The organism is Mojavia sp. (genome assembly GCF_059505145.1).
The window spans coordinates 1-19,959 of the sequence record NZ_JCACKA010000131.1 but is presented as its reverse complement, the minus strand read 5'-3'; the positions used below and the strand labels follow the sequence as shown (position 1 = coordinate 19,959).

Annotated in this window: 14 protein-coding genes and 2 pseudogenes; 2 read left to right on the top strand and 14 right to left on the bottom strand. The window is 38.4% G+C overall.

What is annotated here, in order from left to right; translation table 11 throughout:
* Positions 1 to 20: 20 nt before the first annotated feature.
* From AC5JL8_RS35365 to AC5JL8_RS35350, 4 genes and pseudogenes are all read right to left on the bottom strand, one after another.
* Entirely contained in the window at positions 21 to 2,789 is a 2,769-nt protein-coding gene (locus AC5JL8_RS35365) for a TIGR02921 family PEP-CTERM protein (protein WP_495884364.1), read from the bottom strand.
* Positions 2,790 to 3,268: 479 nt separating this feature from the next.
* Positions 3,269 to 5,260, bottom strand: a complete 1,992-nt coding sequence (locus tag AC5JL8_RS35360; protein WP_495884363.1) for a DEAD/DEAH box helicase family protein — start codon at positions 5,258 to 5,260, stop codon at positions 3,269 to 3,271.
* Positions 5,261 to 5,397: 137 nt separating this feature from the next.
* A pseudogene (locus AC5JL8_RS35355) lies at positions 5,398 to 6,916 on the bottom strand (ISLre2-like element ISCst1 family transposase).
* Positions 6,917 to 7,064: 148 nt separating this feature from the next.
* Positions 7,065 to 7,661 carry a 3'-5' exonuclease gene (locus AC5JL8_RS35350; RefSeq protein WP_495884362.1) on the bottom strand — a complete coding sequence of 199 codons (597 nt, stop codon included), beginning with the start codon at positions 7,659 to 7,661 and terminating at the stop codon, positions 7,065 to 7,067.
* A 241-nt stretch (positions 7,662 to 7,902) separates the two neighbouring features.
* Here AC5JL8_RS35350 and AC5JL8_RS35345 point away from each other — a divergent pair, with 241 nt between their 5' ends.
* On the top strand, positions 7,903 to 8,925 hold the full coding sequence (locus AC5JL8_RS35345; protein ID WP_495884361.1) for an endonuclease NucS domain-containing protein: 1,023 nt from the start codon (positions 7,903 to 7,905) through the stop codon (positions 8,923 to 8,925).
* A 185-nt stretch (positions 8,926 to 9,110) separates the two neighbouring features.
* On the opposite strand, the gene AC5JL8_RS35340 is transcribed toward AC5JL8_RS35345, so the two are convergent.
* The 4 genes and pseudogenes from AC5JL8_RS35340 to tnpA form a co-directional block, all read right to left on the bottom strand.
* Complete coding sequence (locus AC5JL8_RS35340) at positions 9,111 to 9,464, bottom strand: type I restriction-modification enzyme R subunit C-terminal domain-containing protein (protein ID WP_495884360.1); 354 nt, start codon at positions 9,462 to 9,464, stop codon at positions 9,111 to 9,113.
* A 111-nt stretch (positions 9,465 to 9,575) separates the two neighbouring features.
* Positions 9,576 to 10,911, bottom strand: a pseudogene (locus tag AC5JL8_RS35335) (transposase).
* 231 nt (positions 10,912 to 11,142) lie between these two features.
* A complete protein-coding gene (locus AC5JL8_RS35330) occupies positions 11,143 to 12,480 on the bottom strand; it encodes a jacalin-like lectin (protein WP_495884359.1) in 1,338 nt (445 codons plus the stop codon).
* A 646-nt stretch (positions 12,481 to 13,126) separates the two neighbouring features.
* On the bottom strand, positions 13,127 to 13,540 hold the full coding sequence (gene tnpA, locus AC5JL8_RS35325) for an IS200/IS605 family transposase (protein WP_495884358.1): 414 nt from the start codon (positions 13,538 to 13,540) through the stop codon (positions 13,127 to 13,129).
* A gap of 30 nt (positions 13,541 to 13,570) precedes the next feature.
* Here tnpA and AC5JL8_RS35320 point away from each other — a divergent pair, with 30 nt between their 5' ends.
* On the top strand, positions 13,571 to 14,863 hold the full coding sequence (locus AC5JL8_RS35320) for an RNA-guided endonuclease InsQ/TnpB family protein (RefSeq protein WP_495884357.1): 1,293 nt from the start codon (positions 13,571 to 13,573) through the stop codon (positions 14,861 to 14,863).
* Positions 14,864 to 14,878: 15 nt separating this feature from the next.
* Here the strand turns inward: AC5JL8_RS35320 and AC5JL8_RS35315 are convergent, their stop codons facing one another.
* The 6 genes from AC5JL8_RS35315 to AC5JL8_RS35290 form a co-directional block, all read right to left on the bottom strand.
* On the bottom strand, positions 14,879 to 14,995 hold the full coding sequence (locus AC5JL8_RS35315) for an EVE domain-containing protein (protein ID WP_495884356.1): 117 nt from the start codon (positions 14,993 to 14,995) through the stop codon (positions 14,879 to 14,881).
* Between the two features lie 43 nt (positions 14,996 to 15,038).
* Positions 15,039 to 15,389 carry a hypothetical protein gene (locus tag AC5JL8_RS35310; RefSeq protein WP_495884355.1) on the bottom strand — a complete coding sequence of 117 codons (351 nt, stop codon included), beginning with the start codon at positions 15,387 to 15,389 and terminating at the stop codon, positions 15,039 to 15,041.
* A 46-nt stretch (positions 15,390 to 15,435) separates the two neighbouring features.
* Positions 15,436 to 16,623: a cysteine desulfurase family protein gene (locus AC5JL8_RS35305; protein ID WP_495884354.1), complete on the bottom strand. Its 1,188-nt coding sequence runs from the start codon at positions 16,621 to 16,623 to the stop codon at positions 15,436 to 15,438.
* Between the two features lie 34 nt (positions 16,624 to 16,657).
* Positions 16,658 to 17,614, bottom strand: coding sequence for a phospholipase D family protein (locus tag AC5JL8_RS35300; RefSeq protein WP_495884353.1), 957 nt, complete (start codon positions 17,612 to 17,614; stop codon positions 16,658 to 16,660).
* A 7-nt stretch (positions 17,615 to 17,621) separates the two neighbouring features.
* On the bottom strand, positions 17,622 to 19,460 hold the full coding sequence (locus tag AC5JL8_RS35295) for an ATP-binding protein (protein WP_495884352.1): 1,839 nt from the start codon (positions 19,458 to 19,460) through the stop codon (positions 17,622 to 17,624).
* A gap of 262 nt (positions 19,461 to 19,722) precedes the next feature.
* On the bottom strand, positions 19,723 to 19,959 hold a 237-nt coding region (locus tag AC5JL8_RS35290), incomplete at its 5' end, for an IS1 family transposase (protein ID WP_495884351.1).

The following is a 19,959-nucleotide window of genomic DNA, read 5'->3' as shown; positions in this document are numbered from 1 at the left end:
CAAGTTTATGGCGTAATTAATTAACGCCGACGCTTCACAAGAATGAATAGGGCGAGCGCACTCGCACCTAAAAGCCATCCCCCTGATGGTTCAGGTACACTAACTTTCATGGGATTAATGGGTTTAGAGAGATTTTCCTTACCATTCTCAACTTGACGGTCAAAGCGCTCGCTTTGGGCTTCTGCTTGTTTGAGTAACTGTCTTTGTTCATCGTTGACTAATACTAACATTGAAGAATAAGGGCTAACAATTTTGTACTTTTTGGCTATGGTGTGAATCGCATCCAAACTTTTGAGGTTGTCTAATTTAATTTGTTTACTCAACCCTAAAATTAATTGTCTAGCTGCTAATGGCAAGAAATCATCTTGTTGATTGCTAGTTGTAATTGCTGTGTCTAATGTTTGCAGATACCAAGCATAACCATTAACAACACTCACAACAGAGTTACTTAAAACTGATTTAGTAGCAATTCGTTGCAACACCTCAGCAATATCAACAGCAACTCCACCACCGCTATCTTGCAATGATTTAATGATGCCATCATTATAAGCCCCAGGTAATCCACCTAAATGTACGATCCACAAAGGTGCAGGCGTATCGGGAACAATTTTATTATTCTTCGACAATTCATAACTACCTTCATCACTCAACAGCAGAACAGCATCATAAACTGTATCTCCACGCAAGCTATTAAACTGTGTCAGCATTTGTTCGGGTTGAATTGTGCCGTAAAAGGCGACTTTTTCTGGTTGGAATTGCTGGAGATCGTCTAAGCGTTTGGGTGTAGCTTCAAGAGTTACACTGAGATATAAATCTGCATCGTTGTTTGCCAAATCATTATCTGCAAAGTCGTGTTTTTTCAACCATGATAATGTTTGCACCAATTCTTTAATATGTTCCCCCATGCTGCGAGAGGTATCAAGAACTACAGCGATTCGCTGATTTTTCGGTAAGGAGTAATCTTGAGGAGATAAGGGTTTGGCTAATATTTTGTAGTCATGTTCTAAATTTACCTCATGTAATACAGGCTGAATTTTTTCACTCGCACTGATGAATTGTTCTAACCAAGCATCGTCTTTCAAACCGACTTGTTTGCCGTTACGGATACGCTTAGTTTGATTAGTCCAGAATATATTACGTCTTTCCCCTAAATCAGGCATTTCCCAACCCAAGTTTTGTCCCAGCACTTTGTAAGTTAGCCATAGGTGCATTTCTGTGGGGAGTGGTGGTTGCCCTTGTATTTGTTGTACATTGTTAGGAGGAATAGGAAAAGCCCGTAAGCGATAATGTCTGGGCCCTACTTGTTCCAACAAAGCTGGATCTATAGGCCGTGAACGTCTAACTTGAGAATTGTAAACTTTCTGGGCAGCACCGCGAGGAGAGACAACAAAAGAGAAACGTTGGTCTAATTTATTAGTATCTCCCAACCATAAGCCAGTAATTACAGCACTTTCTGGTAAAGAAAAGGAGTAAAAAACTTCCTGAACTTCTCGTGTTTGGTTTTTATAAACTTCATACAGTTCCACATCAGCCCAATCACCGTGTTCTTGAACTGTGACTTGTTGTGATGCCAACAAAACTTTTTTTTCGTTAATATTTAATAAACCTGCTTTAACTTCTTGTTCGTTAAAAGTAGATTGTACTGCGTGACTAACTGCTGTCTTTTCTGCTTTTTGTAGAGGTGTATCAAAAAAATCGGCGTAAAGTTTCTCTGCCTTAACAGCATCCTTGCCAGAACCATTATACAAAAATGGCGACATCAGAAAGTTATAAAGGGCTTGCAATCGCTCAGCAACTGATTTATCTAAGCCTAATATATGATCATACATAGCGCTGATGTGATTATTTTCTTGCTTGCTGCTGAGGTAGCGGTAAGAAGATAAATAAGCGTTAACTAATCCTGTACGGATTTGTTCTGACTTGGCTACAAGCGTTTGGCGTTCGCTATCATTTTTAGGTGGATTAGCTAAAAGTGAAAAAGCTAATACTTGGGGTTGTTGTTGTAAAGATACAAAAGTAACTGCAAACGCCACAACAACTGCACCAGCACTAGCAAACGTTTTATTCTTACCATGCTCACAAGCAAAAGCTCTTAAAATTTTTGCTCCCGAATGTACATACATTGCTGTTAATGCAGATGGCATTGCAATAAACAATGTGGCACTAAAACCAAGAATAAATAGCCAAGTGAGAATCAGGAATAACCCCCCTACAAAAGCTGAGTGATATAGTACATCCCATAATGGTTGTACCCATGCAAATTTCAGGAATTTTTGCAACAGAAATACTGCTAAAGGCAAGGCATAAAATAACAATACCGCACCCGCATAAATGCCAAATACTAACATCAATGTATGGGCTAACATTTGTAACCATTGCAAACCACTTTTGCGCCGATTTGCATAACCCCAAAATAATTCTCCAGTAAAAGCAGCTATACACACGCCCGTTATTATCAGAAATTGGCTGCTAGCTGGTGTCAATTCTCTAATCACAAACAACCGCAAAAAACATAATACAAATAGTGGTGCTTCGACACCATAAAATAGGCGAATTAGTTTTAAAGGTTGTTTACTAAACCTCCAGCCACCGATAATGCTGGAAATTGTAGGAATGGCAATTAAAGTAACTAGAGTCCCGGAAAATTCAGCCGGGATATCACCTGTTAAGGTTGCCTGAAATAATGGCACACCTACGTATGGTAATATTCCTAAGTAAACTAACATTAAAAATGCTAAATTCCAGCCCCAAAAAATCCCGTAAAAGCTTGTATTCCAAAATAATTTCACAGCTTTACTCCTCCTAAAGTTGACAAATTTACGTTCCTGCACCTATACGTTAAATTCTTCTAGAACTATTTCGTCAGCCACTAATACAACCGCAGTAGAGCTTTTGTATTATTTTAAGTTTTCCCCTAGAAATAGCTGATTTCACAAATGGAGACTGTGGTAGGCCAAAAACTGAACTATGGAGCTAGTTTAACTGTTTAATTAATCATTTAGGTAAGTTTTTTATTAATACAGCAATCAGCACTGTATGAAGCAGTTTTTAGCTTTCAACATTCTTTGCTTAGATTCAGCGAAGAAAGCGATCGCGGTAAAAGACCATTTATAAAGTAAATATTAAGTAGGGTGTGTTACGGCTAGCAAGGATTTGGAAGTTTGAGAGAGTGATTATTAGCCGTAACGCACCGAGAAAGATGGTGCGTTAAGCGTTGCTATAACGCACCCTACGATTTAAGCTTTACTTTATAAATAACCTCTAATGTTCACGCTGCCTGTGCAAAAGATTTAGCAAAACCAAACATACTGAACAGCCAGTGATACCATTCTTGATGAGTGATGAATATCTTTAAAGCTGACTCCAAATCAACATCCAAATCTCTATTCTGAATGTCGATAATTGTTTGATAAGTCAAATCCAAGGAAATTCTGTCATGCTTGGTCAATAACTTAAACTTTCCATTAGAAGAATTATTAAGTTGAGCTATTTTTTCCTTAGCTACTCTACCCCTGACTTCATTTAAGCGTTGATCACGAAATAAACCAAAGTGGTCATGAGGATGCAGACTCACTAGCTCATTAAAATTATTAATTCTGCTAGTAAAAGATGTGGTGCTTGAGTCAACTTGAAGAAACCCCATCACATAATTTTTCTTGTCAGTCTCAACTACAATATGCTCTGGTAAAACTCGCTTTCCTAAGCGATAATGGGTCAGTTTTATAGGCTTTATATGGTTCAAAGCTTCGGCAATAGTCTTTAGTTTGCCTATGTCATCATAGTCAGAAATTATAGGAAGATTGCTATACTGCTGCTCAAGTTCAGCCTTTTTCAAAGTTAAATACTCCAGAATATTATGCGAGTTCTGTGGGTGTAACTGGATAACATCAGGAAGAAACTGCTGACGCAATTTTGTTAAGTCAACCGACCCTGGTTCTTGTATTGCTTGCATCAAACTCAGAAATGCTTGGGTCAGTTGTTGCTGTTGCTGCTGTACAACTCGTAATTCCTGTTCGAGTTTCTCTTTACTATCGAGCTTGTGAAAATTCTCCTTGACAGACGCTAGAGGAATATCACGAACTTTGTAGTTGTAATAGTCTGCTGCTCGGTTTAACACCGCTCGAATTGGCTTTTGTCCGAGAATGTCTTCCAAATCTTCCAGGGTGAATAACAGTTCTAAAGGAATATCCACCGCCATTAGTTTTACTCGCAGAATTGCTTGAAGTTCTGTTTCATCTGGCTGACGTAAATGGATTTGGTACTGGGAGACTCGACCAATAATTGAGTTGTCAAAGCTAGCTTGGAACTGTTCCCATCGGTCAGGAAACATATTGAGGATAATTAAGCTGTTGGGAACATGGGTAAAAATTTCCTTGATAGCTTCCCCAAAATTCAACAAGATTTCTCGGTTATGGGGCAGTCCTAATCCTTCTAGCTGATCAAAGATGATAATTAGAGGCTCATCCAAGATCGAAAGTTTAGCCAAAACTGAAATTGCTTCTAACGAAAAAGCTTCTTGGCTAAGGTCTTCGCCCCAATTCGGCAAACCTACTAATTCGGACTCTTCTAAAGACAAGATATTGCCAGCCAACCAACGAGTGGCGATATCTTTTCGCCGAGATTCAGTATAGCTACAATACTTAATAATTCCCTTGAGGATAGCAAGAGCAAATCCACCAGAAGAATAATGACCTGCCCACCATTCGCCAACCCGTTTCTCAATATGCTGCCAGTATTCTCGTTTGCGTGCAGTGCCTTCTGCTCCAAGCGCATCTAAGTTTTTATCTTGCAGAGCTTTGATAATTTCTTGGTCTTTCTGAGATGTCACTCGGAAACTGAGAATTTGAGAAAAGCTATTGATAATTAGGTAGTCTAATTGGGTAGCAGAACCAACCGACTGTATCAGCGACTCTAAAATACGGCTGTAGATGTGATGTAGCACCGCCTTGGGGTGGTTCGGTTGGCGGATAAACAACAGCCGATTATTTAATAATCGCTCTTTCGCCAGTCTCATCATCAAGTGAGTTTTACCAGTCCCCGGCTCTCCAATAACTACTACCCCTTTACTCTGACGGTTGGAATCTAGTTTGATATCCGTCAAAATTGACTCAAGGGTAAGGTATTCTTGTCTGTAAGTCCCAAAGTGAGGGAGCAATGCGGTTTTGTCAGATCCGGTAAACAAGGTGCGATCGCAAAAATCAAATCTAAGTAAGGAGTAACTTTTTCTACTAAATATATGACGGTAGCCGTGAGAATTCATCTTGATGAGATATCTCAAAAAGATTAATAGCAAGTCATTTGACCATTGTTACCAAAAATATCTACAATCAGTCTTTTATACTTAGTGTTAGTTAAAGCAAATAATAAGTTAAGAATAGAACTAAAGTATAAAATTTATCAAGCAGTTTGGGGTTTGATAAAGGAATTAAAGATAGAACCACAAAAATTATCCCAACTTCCAGCTATCCATTGGCAACGCAGATGTAACATAACTTCTGCATTTTCTTTCAACCAGAATTTACTGTTTCCTTTGATTCTTAAATTTACAACTTGGCGGATTAAACTCTCAATTGCGCCACTGCCAATAGGTAGTTTTTTATTTATTGCTTTATCGTAATTTAAACGCCCTTTACGATAAGCATCTAAAATATAATTCCGCTTAACTACCATAATCTTACACCGCTCTCCAGTAGCTACAGCAATTAACTCATCCATCTGGCTAATTAAGGATTTAGCTTTACCTTTTTTTAAAGTCTTTCTAATTTTTATAAACCATTCTTTAGACTGTACTTCCTCATTAAAAGCCGCGTCTGCAAATACTTTTATATTTTCCGTAACATGATAAAAATCGAATAGCTGATAAGTTTCAACTGGGCATCCTAATCTTGCCAAAAGTGGGGGGATATGTATCCAGATCCACTCCGCCCCATCCCCGATTAATAAAACTTGTTTTGCTTGGCTAATTCCCAAGTCAACTAAATACGCTTCTAAAATATCGAGAAGCGCTTTATATCCTTCATAAGTGCCATCATTCGTAATAGGAATTTCAGAACTATTTATTTTTTTACCTTGCTCGTCAACAACATAAATTGTGAATAACTTTGGCTCAACCCATTTGCCAATAAACCCGTGTCGCTTGGTTTGGGAATTTTTTCTCCCCTTTTTATTAATTCGGATTCTACTCCGACCACCCTTCGGGTTCGCCAGTTCGACGGGACGGAAACCGACACCGCCGACTGGACTCACCATCTACAGCGATAACAACTCTTTGACCTTTAAGAATATTACCTTCAGCTAAACTCTTTAATTGCCGATTTAAGATTTTAGATTGACGTAAGTTGATCCCAATTTGACCAAATTTATATGTTAAACGTTCAATTCGTTTTAAACTAAGGTTAATTCCCCAACCCGTTAAAGTTGTACAGGCGGCTTCAAATGAGCTAGTGATTGCACCGTATTGGGCAACTGTTGACCATACTAATGGGGTTAAGCTAGATGACATTCCCAACCACTTTAATCGGGGACAAAATCCTTGAATAGCGATTTTATTTGTAGTCTTGCTTATTGACTTTATTTTTACCATGTATGGCAACTTTAAAGTAACTAAAACGTTTCCAACTGTTAATATTTGCCGCGTTCTATAACCGTGTTTTTGCATACTGCCATTCCACCAACCTCTTGTTTTATCCATAGCTGTTTGATTGGCTAACTGAGATTGTGAAAGGTTATACAACAAAATAGCAATACATTGACCAGCTAAAATAAGTGCAATTTCTCTAATTTTTTCTTCTCTTTCTTCAAGAACTTTTCCATTCCACTCCGTGATATTCGTCAATTCTAAACATTTTGACACCTCTAAAGAAAAATTTGATAATGATTTGCTTAAATCTAGAGTTGCACATATATTTTTTTCCATTAAGGTAGATAATCCCTGCTTGAAATTATTGCTCAAAGGGAATACTAGCTTTTTTTGGGTCAAAAAAGAGAGTTTTGCAAGTTGTGACTCAAACTCATCTTTCTTATTTAAGGGTTCATACGGTTTCAAGAGTATAAATTTGTCTTTATCACTGATAGAATGATTTAGCGATCGCACCTTGTTTACCGGATCTGACAAAACCGCATTGCTCCCCAAAGTGATCCGGGTGAGTCTGAAACGGAGTATCAACACGGCTACCACTAAATGGATTTGGCTGCTGTTTCAATTGCTCAATCATCAGCCGCCGATAAAGATGGTAGGTGAACTGGGCATCATACCGGGCAGCATGAGCCATATCTCGAATAAAGTAGCGGTTGTTCACCTGCAAATTAAAATGCTTACTCAGATATTCTAAGGAATGGCTTTCTAGTCCCGGCCAAACGCTTTTTGCTCTCTCCCAAGTACAGTCAAACTCTAGTTTGGGACACACTAGACCAACTCTGCGAAAACTAGACTGAAGTATCTCGATATCATGGTTGGCATAGTGGCAGACTATCTTTTTGCCTTGCACAAGCACCAGAAACTCTGTCAGTAGGGTTTTAAGACTTTTGAGGTTAGGCAAATTAGTATTCTTATTGTGATAGTCGCTAGAAAACCCTTCATAAATCAACCGACCTTGACTATCCACAATCGCCAATTCACTTAATTCCGGTTTCCCCTCAGTATCTACAACTACAAAGTCCATATAACCCTGACTACTTGCAAGCTATAGCAAAATTAACATAAGTAATGATGAATGGGTATAATTTTTGGCAATGAAATCAGTAGAGGGAAAATAAGGTCAGCAGATAAGCCAGGAAGTATTTTCATTTCTCAATTGCCACTGCAAGTATTGATGCTATGGAAATTTCCCGCAGCGCTCGCTACCTTACTTTACTCAAGGTATGCTAACTATGGCTTGATTTAATAGTGCTGATTGAGAAGATATGTTAGCTGGTGCAGCTTTAAGGAAAACAGGTGAGGGTTGGGAGTTTGCGTCTGAAGCTGCCTTAGAAGATTTTATTTGGGACAATCTACAGCAATTATTAGGTTTTACACCTCTCAAGCGGCAATATGCTGCTAAAGGCGAATTCTGCGATATTTTAGCCTTAAATGAGAACAAGCAGTTAGTAATCTTAGAACTAAAAAACGCTGAGGATAGATACGTTATTCAGCAGCTAACCCGTTATTATGATAATTTGCTAGACGAACGACCTTTTCCTGAACAAATAGACTACAGCAAACCAGTTCAACTGATAGCCGCTGCACCCTCGTTTCACAGGCATAATCTGATTGATTGCAAGTATAATTTGCTCAAAATCGATTTATTGCAGATTCAGATATTAAAAGATAATCAACAGTTCAGTTTGCGTTTGCAAGACATCAACACTAATCAAACTTGGTCAATTCCTATCCCCTATCAAGAGCTAAATTTCAGCAGTACAACACATGACATTCCAGCAGCACCGCAGTTGCTTTTAGATTGGCTCGGTGCTTGTACGGGTGAGGAACAGCAAGCAATTCTCAAGCTTCGAGAGAAAATTTTAACCTTTGATGAGCGAATCAAGGAAGAAATTGAGGGCAGAAATATTATTAGGTATGGTAAAAGGAAATCGAAGCCTGTAGCTGAAATTTGCTATCACAGGACATCTCATAAACCAGTAGTGTTTCTGTGGTTGCCAACTCCCAGATCATGGCGAAAAGAAGTAATCGGCAGAATTAGAATTTGGCTAAATGGTGAAATTGTAACTTTTGTTGGTCATATACCTGAAGGTTTCGGGCAAATGAAACTTCAGGCTGAATGGGATGCCATGCCAAGAGAAAAACGTCCTGGCAATTACTACCACCAGAAATACTCGCCGTTTCATGGGGGAATATACAACAAAGTTTTAGGGCAAGATTTTCACAATCCTGTTATTTTAAAATCATTAATTGATATAGCTCTTACTAAGTGGCTTGCCAGAATTTAGCTGGTTTGTACAACGATAAGACGGGCTTTTAACACTTCCTAATTAAAAGCAAATTACGGGCGATATGCTGTTCAACTGGCTCCACACAAAATTAAAGTTGTGCGGTGGTCTTTTTTGGTTACAGCGAGGAAGAAATAGATAATTTAGACTTTGCTCGTCCGCTTACCGCCCACCACCACCAGCCCTCACGCAACCCCAACAGTTTCATTAAAAGACCGCACTATAGAAACAATCCCGTCAGCATCATCAGCCCCAAAAACCCCGTCTAATCCCTCGTAGTGCAGATCGGTAAATGGAGGTTCATAGAGCAGTCCCGCATCCATAACTCCGTTCTGAGTTAGGTAATCAATGATGGTTTCCACAAAGCGGATTTGAGTAGCATTGAAACTACTGCCCTCTAAATATTTCCCAAATGCTTCCTTCGCTGCATTTCTGTCTAGCCCCACTAACTGCCGAATGAACAGCTTGAGGTTGAGGTTCTTCCCGCAGACCTCCTCAAATCTCTCTCGGCTTTCAACGGCTTCGGCATTGAACAGCAATTATACAATGACAAATTAAATGGCGTTGAGACAAATTCCTGTCATTGAGTTAAGCCTTACCCACATTAGACTTGCAACTATTACTGTTAATATAGCAATACCTTAGCCAATTTACGAGGGGCCAAAGTCTGTGGAAACGGCATGAATCCGTCCTAAAGAAGTGAGCTTGGCAAAAATTTGGGTTAATAAAATAGGCTCAGGCATTTCGGGAAGCATTTTTAAGATTTCATGGACATATCGAAAACCCCGGTAATAAGCTTTCAGGTCAATAATGCCAGAACCAGGATTATATTTACGGAAATCAGCGAGAAGATGATGGGACAAATTAACCATAAAGAAGGCGAGATTAGCCGCATTAGTCACAGCAGTTTGGCTCAAATTCATGAAATCCTCTAAACCCCAAAATTGCTTGGCATCACGGAAGTTAAACTCGATTTGGAAACGAAGTTTGTAATAGTCGATAATTTTATCAGCCTTCAAATCAAGGTCGCTGGAAAATAAAATTACATGGCTACGCGTATTGGTTTTAAGATTAGTTTTGACCAAAATAACTACATTCAGAGGCTGGGAAAATTCTTTGTGAAGAAGAGTAGCTTGATAAATACAGGAAAGAATCTCATCCTCAATAGCACTTTTACATAAATATTTGTCAGGTAGATTACGATAATCTAGCTTGTCGCCGTATTTACGACAAGAGCGTTTACTGGAGTCAGGATTTTCATAAGGGAGGTATAAGGCTGAATCATGGCGCAACTTGGAAATTATATGCAAGTTAACTTGTCGTGCCATCTGCAAAGCATTGTTGTTACCAAAATGACCATCTACTACCAAGTACGTCAAAGGGATAAAGTTAGCTACTAGCTCGAATAGTGAGTTAATCATCTTTTTAATTAGTAATAGTTCAGATGTTAATATCACTTCGGTTTTGTTTTTATTTTTACTGCCTTTTGGTCGTCCCCTTCCACGTTTCTCTTGAGATTTTACTTTTTTGATTGGCGAGGTGCTGTTTATTTGGGAATCACTTTTGATTACCTGTTCTATTCCAATCGGAAATGATTGCCTTTCTTCTACGCTTACTAATGACAATACGAAGAACGATAACCCATTAATTGGTTTACTGGCCAAGCTTGAAAAAAATCTATCTACCCCGTATGTTTGTTTACCCGATTTACTAACTACAACTTCATCTCCTGCCAGCAAGTACACATCATTTTTTCGCCACAAATGTTGACGAAAAAACAGCCAAAACAATGTTGCCGGTTGCTGTAGAGAAAAATCTCCCCATTGTCCGATAGCTACCGCCTACACCTGTCCAACGCGCAATTCTCAACATCGTGACTCGACCACTCAGAGCTAACATTGCCAGGATAATTTGGTTCAACTGCCGCATCGTTGTCGCGTTTATCTGCGGTAGCAGGCATTGCAGGAATGATAAGATATCGGGCATGGGTTGATTGTGGCTTTTGAGTTGTCGTTTGGGAAGACAATAACTCTACTACAGAGCGCCCTCTCTCTTCACCCTCTGATTTTGGCTAAGGTATTGTATAGCTTGTAACTTTCCCTGTTACTTTTAAGCTTAACGCTCTTTGAGTACAAGCTTTACAAGCTCAATGACAGTAATTTGGCATCATGACAAATAAAAAGTCACTATACATTTGGTTTTTTCACCTCGTTTTACTTAAAAGAGAAAACCAATTTTGTCTAAATAATCTCCACAGCTTCCGAAAAAGCCCTTTACACTGCGAGATATATCAGTTTCTCCTTCAGAACCTTTACCATACTTTCCGTAGATCGTTTTATTGGTGCAAAAAACAAGACCAGTCACATATTTTTTATCTGTAAAAACTTTCATTCCAGTCACGTACTCATCTTCTTGGAATCGTATCTGATCTAAAGTACCACCTTGACTATTTCCGTGCCAGTCACTCCAAAACTCTGTATTATTTGCATCTACATAGAGAGTACGTATAGAATCTATTAGATCTCCATGCCTTATTTGAAAACCTGCTAATTTTTTGTCTGCAAAATCATCTCTAAAGGGACTACCTCCACTTCCTCCGTAAGCAATTTCATAGGATTCACTATTATTGAAACATTGTACAAGCTTAGAAGCTGTTAAATACGCATTTATAGACCAGCTAGTGAAATTAGCTGCAAGTCTAGCCATACCTGCTTCAGGAATTATCGTCCATTGCAACATAGTCGTTAATAACCAAATTGCCCCAGAATTGACTGCAATACTTGTTGCAAATTTTATAAGAGGCCAAAGCAATTTTTCTTCATACAATATAGTAATGGCTGTACTAGTCATAGCTAAAGTTACTTCTCCATTTTCTTTGGCAGTATTTACAAGTGCTGTGATTCTAGACCAAGCACGTGGGCTGCTTTGTATAAAAGCAAATAAACCATATTGCAGTTCTTCGTCCCCAGATAAAGCAGAGCCAATACCAAGGGCAAGAATCATACCAACTGTAAAATGCCAAGCAAAAGCTACCTCTTCTAAGACGCAAGATGTTTGCGGCAGTGAAGACAAACGATTAATTCTGGGTAGAATACCTTCGATTAATTCTAGTCTAAATACAAAATTGATATCAGGTTTATCGATATCGAAGCTCTTTAATATTACTCCTGAAGATGTAGCAGCAAGGTACTTTCTTTCACCTAAGTAAGTTGAAATATATACAATATCTCTAGAAGCACTATCGAGATCCACCTCAAATCTAAATGTCAATCGATTGGTGTCAAAAGTTCCATAACCTTTGTTTATAATAATATTTTGATTATCTACATTCAACCAAAAAGCAGGAGGAGTGCTGTCATCCTGATCAACCAAAACCATTTCTCCATTAAGCTCAAATTTGAGTGCTTTATCTTTAGCAACTACATCGTTAATAACCCCCAAAATTATTCGTTCTTCTGATAATGCCAAGGTACCATATCCTAAAAATCTTCCATCATACGTTTTAACTAAGAACTTTTCGCCCTGAATGATGTCTGTAATATCAAATAGATGCATTGAATTTTTCCTTTATCACTAATAAATTGAAGATTCTTCAAATCTCCGGTCAATACAATAAGACAATGAATGCCTACACAAAAATGTAGACAGAGTATCACTTTACTCTCCTTGCACGCTTTGTAGCTTTAATCCAGTCAATAGTACGCTTCAGGTATATATGCAGCGAACTGTAGAAAACCGGTTTATGAACTTTAACGGAGTGAATGTTGAACTGTTATAGACGCTATTAACTCTAACATTTCCCTAAGTAAGAACAACCTCAGGGATACTACTTACTTTAGGCAACAGAATGTTAAGCAGATTTTTACAGCCTTTTTGTAGAGATACGAATTCCAGAGCGAAAGATTGTTTGTCACTAATCTAAATCCTGCTACATCACCTGTTCAAGCAATTTCTACATTTCATATTAGAAACTCTAAAAATTAGATGCGCTTTCGGTAAAGCTCGCAGGCGTGAAAAACTTGACTTTTAATTTGTCACTACGGTCAAATAATTTGTCGCTCTACACGAATCCTGGCACAAGGTCTAACACCAACACGGCTGGTATCAATCCAACAAAAAGCCTCAAGGGGTCGCCCATCATACCAGAGGTTGATGGGTGGGAAATTGAGGCAAACATTTTATAGCTAAACAAAGTGAATCCTTATTTCTGAGGTGATTCTTGCTGTTGTACATATTGTTTTAACTGTTCAACAGTGACCTCACCACAACTAGCAACAAAGTAAGAACCTGTCCACAACACAGGTTTTGTATAAACTTGGCTCAAAATAGATTCAAACTCTTTGCGAATTAATCGACTAGAAACAGTTTTGAGATTAGCAATAAATTTGCTGAGTTCAATTTGTGGATGGTAACGAATGAGTAAATGTACATGATCAACTTCACCGTTAAATTCTACTAATGTGCATTCCCATTTGATACAGGTATCTTTAAATATATCTGCCAGCCTAGATAGCATAAGCTCATTAATAACTTTCTTTCTGTATTTAGTCACAAAAACTATGTGAGCAGTAAGAGAGTAAACTGAGCGAAAACCTTTATCATATAAATCTTCCATTAATAAGCAATAAGTATTATAATTAGCAATATGATTCTAACTTACTGTTACCGAATTTTACCCAATGCCGCGCAAATAGCTTTGATGTCAAACACATTAGAGCTACTACGCCGTCATTGGAATTACGCTTTGGGGCAGAGGTTAGATGCACTCAACAGAAGTCGTTGTCAAATTGATCGATGTTCCATAATTAGTGAACCAATTGGAGAAATCCCACAGCGAGTTAATTACTATACTCAACAAGCAGATTTAAAGCACACAAAGATACTATTTCCCGATTACAAAAATATCTGGGCAGAATCTCTGCAAATCAATTTGCAGCGTTTAAATCAAGCATGGGAACGTTGGTTAATTCCAGACGCATTGGGAAAACGTGGTGGTCGTCCTAGATTTAAAAAGCCGGGGGAATTAAGGTCTTTTGTTTACCCACGAGTGAATTGCCCAAAGGCAGGCACTCACCTTCAAGATGGTAGATTAAAGCTGAGTAAAATTGGTGAGATGCCAGTGATTATGCACCGACCATTACCAGTGGGCTTTGTACTCAAAACTTGTACGATTGTGTGCAAAGCTGATGGATGGTACTGCTGCATTTCCTTGCAAGATGATTCTGTGCCGCAACTATTACCACTTGATGAGGTTAAATCTGCTGTAGGGATTGATGTTGGGCTAAAAGAATTTTTGACGACATCAGATGGTGATACAGTCACTATTCCACAAATTTATCGTCGCACTCAACATCACTTAGCACGACAACAACGTCAACTAGCTCGTCAACAGAAAGGCTCTCTAAGACAAGCTAAAAAGAAAAACCACATTGCCAGAATTCATCAAAGGATTGAGCGTCAGAGGAAAGATTTTCATTACAAAACAGCACACAAATTAGTCAAAAATTTTGACTTAATCGCCGTAGAAGACCTGAATATCAAAGGTCTTGCTAGAACACGATTGAGTAAATCAATTCTGGATGCTGCATGGGGGGCATTTATCAATATCTTGGAAGCAGTGGCGGTCAAACGCGGTGTCCGAGTAGTAAAAGTTAATCCTCATTCTACTAGCCAGAATTGTTCTGCTTGCGGTCATAAAGTCCCGAAAACTCTGTCTGTTCGTTTGCATCATTGCCCGAAATGCGGATTACTGATGGATAGAGATGAGAATGCCGCAGTCAATATTTTAAATCGGGCAATTAGCGAGGTGGGACTCATCTTGTCTGCGCGCGGAGGCTTCGGGGTAGCCCAGCCTGTGAAACGCGAAGCTTTTTTAGAATTTGATGGTTCTCAACTATCTGGTTCTAGATTAGAAGCTCCTGTTATACCGCAAGGTTAACGGGAGAGAACGTCACTAGCCAATGTCAGGCAGATTAGCGATAATCTTGGGTGGTTCGATGATCTCTGCAATCGCATATATCCCCGATTGCTCCCCAGATTTCCAGATCAGCACTCCGTCGCCAGCAGCCATTTCCTTGGCTTTAGTTATTAATCAGACATTCATCTAAAATAAACTATTCATTTATTATTGTTCTGGCATTACCCCAGTGAAGCTGATACTGCAAAGCATCTAATATTGATTCAGCCTCATCAACTGTTAATCCTTCTAATAGAGAGCAAACATCATACAAATCTTGTGGAACGTTATGTGGGATTACTAATTGGCATAGTGCATCTTCTACGGCTTCTGAAACTGGATATTCAGTTGAAGTATATTCCCTTTGTACTAGGACATAGGTTGAAAGCGTAATCCTGAGCAAGAGTTTAGTTTCTCTACTGAGAACTTCGAGAGAACCGCCGTATTTACCAACAAGCTGGTCAATGCGATTGCTTTGCCCGTTGTAGATTACTAAATCTTTTGACATTTTTTCCTTATTCTTGGGAACAGGATGTATAAATAGTTATCTTAATCTAAGAATACATAACTTGACGAGTCTGCTGAACAGCCAATGATAAAATTTCTGCTGCCTGTTCAATTTCTTCAATATTTGTAAATTTACCTATACCAATACGCAAAGCCCCTTCAATAATCTTTGTGGATAAATTCATAGCTTGAAGTACATGAGAAGGTGCTTCTACACCCGATGAACAAGCGGCTCCTGTAGAAATAGCTAGTTTCTGGCGTACTCTAGCAATAATTGCAGTGTTGGGAACATCAGGAATAGATATATGAAGATTGCCAGATAATCGGTTGCTAACGTCACCATTAATGACTAGACCAGGAATTTTATCTAGTAGCAAGCTTTGTAATTTATCTCTTAAGTCTGCGATCGCTTTTTCGTCTTCTTCCATTTCTAACAGTCGTAGGCGGCAGGCTTCTCCTAACCCGACAATACCCGGAACATTGAGTGTACCTGAACGTAGTCCTTTTTGATGCCCACCACCAAACAAAATAGGATTGAGCTGGTATCCCTTTCTTACTACTAATGCTCCTGAGCCTTTTGGCCCATAAAGCTTGTGGGCAGAAATCGCCAGATAAGTAATACCCCATTCTTCAAAATTGATGGGTATTTTTCCTACAGCTTGAGAAGCATCACATAAAAATGAGATATTATATTTTTTCGCTATTCGTCCAACTTCTTGGATAGGATAAATATTTCCAATTTCATTATTTGCTGCCATTACACAGAGCAATGAAATTCCCGAAGCACAGACTTTATCAAGAGAATCTAAATCTAATCTGCCTTTTGAATCAATTCGCAAATCGATAACTTCAGCCAGGTTTTTTTTTGCTAACGTATGACAGGTATCTAAAACAGCCCTGTGTTCAACTGGTAAAACAGCAATACGAGGTCTGATTTTTGCAGTGTTATCAATAGGTATGCTACCTTGAATGACTAAATTAATGCTTTCGGTAGCTCCTGATGTAAAAATTACTTCTTTAGATGATGCGCCAACTAATTTAGCAACATTGACAGATGCTTGAAGCACAGCTTTTTTTGCTTCATCTCCATAAGCATGATCAGTGCTACTAGCGTTACCAAATGCTGTAGTCATATAATATAACATCAATTCTGCAACACGCTTATCAACAGGCGTTGTTGAGTGATAGTCGAAATATATATAATTAGCGTTGCTAGGAGCAATTTTACTTTTCATATTTAAATTAATCTGACTTCAAGAATAATTATTGTTAGCTTCGTTGAACACGATAAAAAACTTCTGAGTGATTTGGAGTAAACAAAATGTAGCGATTGGGTAAAAAATAACGTAGCCAACGCATTAGAGTCTGCCAAGCATATTCTGCATCAAAGCCAGGAATTTCGGCGCATGGGAGTGAGGAAAGAAAATTACGTACTGCACCAAAACGTTGTGGAGTTGTAACGAAGGCATCAACCTGTCGAATTATTGGCATCTCTAGCAAAATAAGACCTAAGTAAGATTCAAAAGCATCTTTTGGCAAATTAGGAGTTAATGGTAATGTATGTAGGTCTAATAATGCTGCTTTTTTACTAGCTGTACTTAACTTCTCTAATTGTCCAGAGTAAGCTAAATATAAATCCTCTGGATTACGTAATGTTGGCAACCAATAATTAATTCTGATTTGTTGCTGGGCTAAATTTTCCAAACTTGATTTTTTTACTTCAACAGTAAGCGAAGGTGTTTTTTGCAAATGATGACGTTTGAGAATTTCTATTGTTATAGACATTTGCTCAAATAAACCATCATCAATCTGAATGCATCCTGCTAAAAGTTCAGTTTCAAATGTTTTTAAATTAGTATCTGCAGTTGGAAGGGCTACAAGAATTTCAAAATTCGGGTAATCAGACCATCCCAAGGCTGAAGCAGTTAAATTAGCGGAACCTATGAGACACTTTTCGTCTGCACGATAAAATTTTGCGTGTAAGTTGTGTCTTAACCAAAGTGAAGAATTAGGGCGTGCTTTGATAATAGTCCATACTTCTAAATCGCTTACCCCAGCTAAAATCTCTTCAGGATGCCAACGTGTTATACATCTAACTTTAACTTCAGTAGATACCTTTAAAAGCAGTCTTTCTAACACGGAAGCCTTGATAAAGGGTGCAGCAAGTACAACATCTTTATGAGCTTCCGTACATAGTTTCTCTAACTGATTCGCTGGAAAAATCACAAATTAATTATCCAATTTGCTCTTCTTTCTCTAAAAATTGTCTAGCAATACGTCCCCAATCTACACGAGTATCTTGAGCAGCTTGACGACGTTTACCATCAGGTTGTTCGTCTTCATATCTTGCCCAGGCCATTAATAAAAGTTTTAATCCTTGTGATGAATTAGTCAGACGATATCGTAGGGTATCTGTATCTACTCCATCTACGTCTTTCTCTAAAACTTCTACCAAATTTTTATAAGCGGGATGATTTGTATTTAAAGTAACTATAACTGTTCCCCCTCTAAGCTTGACTGTGAAAAAAGCTGGTGTTTCTAGATCGGCTTCGGCGAACGTATATTTTAAACCATTGTCTATTGTTGAAGCCGCCAATGCTTTAGCTTGGATTTCTGTAATACCCTCATCCGTTAAAGTTTTTTCAATAACTTGCTTACGCTCCTGGACTGATAGAGACTCATCATTATCACTTTCACCCTTGTACCCGTCTTGCTTACGTCTCTCTGTGACAGCAGTTGCTATTTGCTCGGCTAAATGCCCTTGATGTCGATTATTACTTCCGCCACCACGAGTTCCTTTTGTTTGATTCTTAATATGTCTACGAATATTACTGAGTATTTTCTGAATTCTATGAGCAATTTCGATGAAAGGTTCTCTAGGGTCTTCATCTTGTTTCAGTTCTTCTTTTAACTGAGTTATACTTTTATCACCTAATATAGAATTAATGTCAATTGCTATTAACTCTGCAAAGTTACGAGCAGACTGTTTATTGTTAGTTACCCCAAATAAATCATCAAGTGATGGTGGAAATTCAACTTCAATTCCCCACCAACGTTCAGTAGTATCATATTTGATAACTAAGGATTGATTGAGTTCTAATTCACGGCCAGCACGAACTATGGATACTCCTATATTATTGGCGGCATGTTTTCCATGTGGAAGATCACCCGGATTTTGACCAGGTACTGCTTGACGAGCTTCTTCTCTAGCATAAGAGAAGCGCACTCTCACTTCATGTGGCTGACCACGAAAATCAATACTATAAATAATTTCTGAACTATCTTTATCTTCCCAAAGTTTAAACATTGGAGTTTGATCAAACGGTGAAGGGCATGATGTTCTTGCCATTAAATATCCAGGATCATTAGGAAAAGCTAATTTATTAACCATAATGTTGCTTAGGTTGTCTAAATCAAAAGCCATCATACGAATAGACACTTTACCACTGTCTAAAAATCTTCGATACATTCTACCAACTAATAGTTCAGAGTTATCAATAATGGCTTTTCCAGTTCTCCAAATGCATTTGTCAATTTTTGACCAGACTACTAATGTCCCACTGCGACCAAATGTATTACCAACTCTGTGCCAAATATTAGGAATTGCTTTTAATTGTGGTTCTGGTACTTCTGTTTGTTGCTGTTGCTTGATTTCCTCTAAGTCTAAATAGGTATAGAGAGCGTTTTCCACACCGTCTTGCCAACTCCAAACCTCAACCTTTTGGCATTGGGAAACTGAAGAAGATGGTAATCCCATCCCAAAGCGACCAATTCCTATATGTTTTGCTGCATCTAGATAAGTGCCATTACCAAACTGCAATGCCAAACGCAAAACTGTTGCATCCATCCCACAACCATTATCCAAGATAGCAATTTTATGAATGCGGTAACTCCGGCGCTGTTCAAGCCTGACTTGCTGTTCCCCACAAAGGAGTTCAACTTGAGTTGCTCCTGCTTGTATAGAATTATCCATCAGTTCAGCAATGGCATAAGCTGCATTTTTATAACCGTTGTCTCGCATTGCTTGCACTGCTAAGTGTGCTGGAACTATATCATGGGGATTGATAGCCATAGATTTTAACCGATAACATTAATTAAATAATTAGTATAATTTAGCTCTAAGTAGAACGATGCAAATAAACCGAACTATGTAACGAAAAGTAAAGTTACCTAAAACCTTCTTCCCTTCTGCCCTTTGCCTCCTGCCTTGTCATAACGACAATTTTTAACATCGATCTACTTACTTATAGTTTTCCCTAAAATTAGGCTAAGGTATTAATTTAAACTTGATTTAGAAAAAAAAGCGGCGTTGCTGAATTAAGGGATGAATTAATTTATGCACGTATAGTTTTATACTTTAAATAGCAGAGTAATATTTTGATTGAGTATCTCAGTATTTGTTCTGATTTGGAATAACATAAAGTTTTTCGGTGAAGTCGTGCAAGATAATGTCGTAATCGAGTGTTCTCATTTTCAACCCTTGTCATGTACGTTTTGCTGATAATTTGGTCGCCACTAGCGGGACTTAAACAAAACAAAAAAGTAAAAAAGGCTATAATGCTTAAATAGCA

Excerpts from the sequence above, each read along its gene's own strand:
- AC5JL8_RS35360 (WP_495884363.1), bottom strand. The coding sequence starts at position 5,260 with ATGAATTCTCACGGCTACCGTCATATATTTAGTAGAAAAAGTTACTCC.
- AC5JL8_RS35350 (WP_495884362.1), bottom strand. The coding sequence starts at position 7,661 with ATGGACTTTGTAGTTGTAGATACTGAGGGGAAACCGGAATTAAGTGAA.
- AC5JL8_RS35345 (WP_495884361.1), top strand. The coding sequence starts at position 7,903 with ATGTTAGCTGGTGCAGCTTTAAGGAAAACAGGTGAGGGTTGGGAGTTT.
- AC5JL8_RS35330 (WP_495884359.1), bottom strand. The coding sequence starts at position 12,480 with ATGCATCTATTTGATATTACAGACATCATTCAGGGCGAAAAGTTCTTA.
- tnpA (WP_495884358.1), bottom strand. The coding sequence starts at position 13,540 with ATGGAAGATTTATATGATAAAGGTTTTCGCTCAGTTTACTCTCTTACT.
- AC5JL8_RS35320 (WP_495884357.1), top strand. The coding sequence starts at position 13,571 with ATGATTCTAACTTACTGTTACCGAATTTTACCCAATGCCGCGCAAATA.
- AC5JL8_RS35315 (WP_495884356.1), bottom strand. The coding sequence starts at position 14,995 with ATGGCTGCTGGCGACGGAGTGCTGATCTGGAAATCTGGGGAGCAATCG.
- AC5JL8_RS35310 (WP_495884355.1), bottom strand. The coding sequence starts at position 15,389 with ATGTCAAAAGATTTAGTAATCTACAACGGGCAAAGCAATCGCATTGAC.
- AC5JL8_RS35305 (WP_495884354.1), bottom strand. The coding sequence starts at position 16,623 with ATGAAAAGTAAAATTGCTCCTAGCAACGCTAATTATATATATTTCGAC.
- AC5JL8_RS35295 (WP_495884352.1), bottom strand. The coding sequence starts at position 19,460 with ATGGCTATCAATCCCCATGATATAGTTCCAGCACACTTAGCAGTGCAA.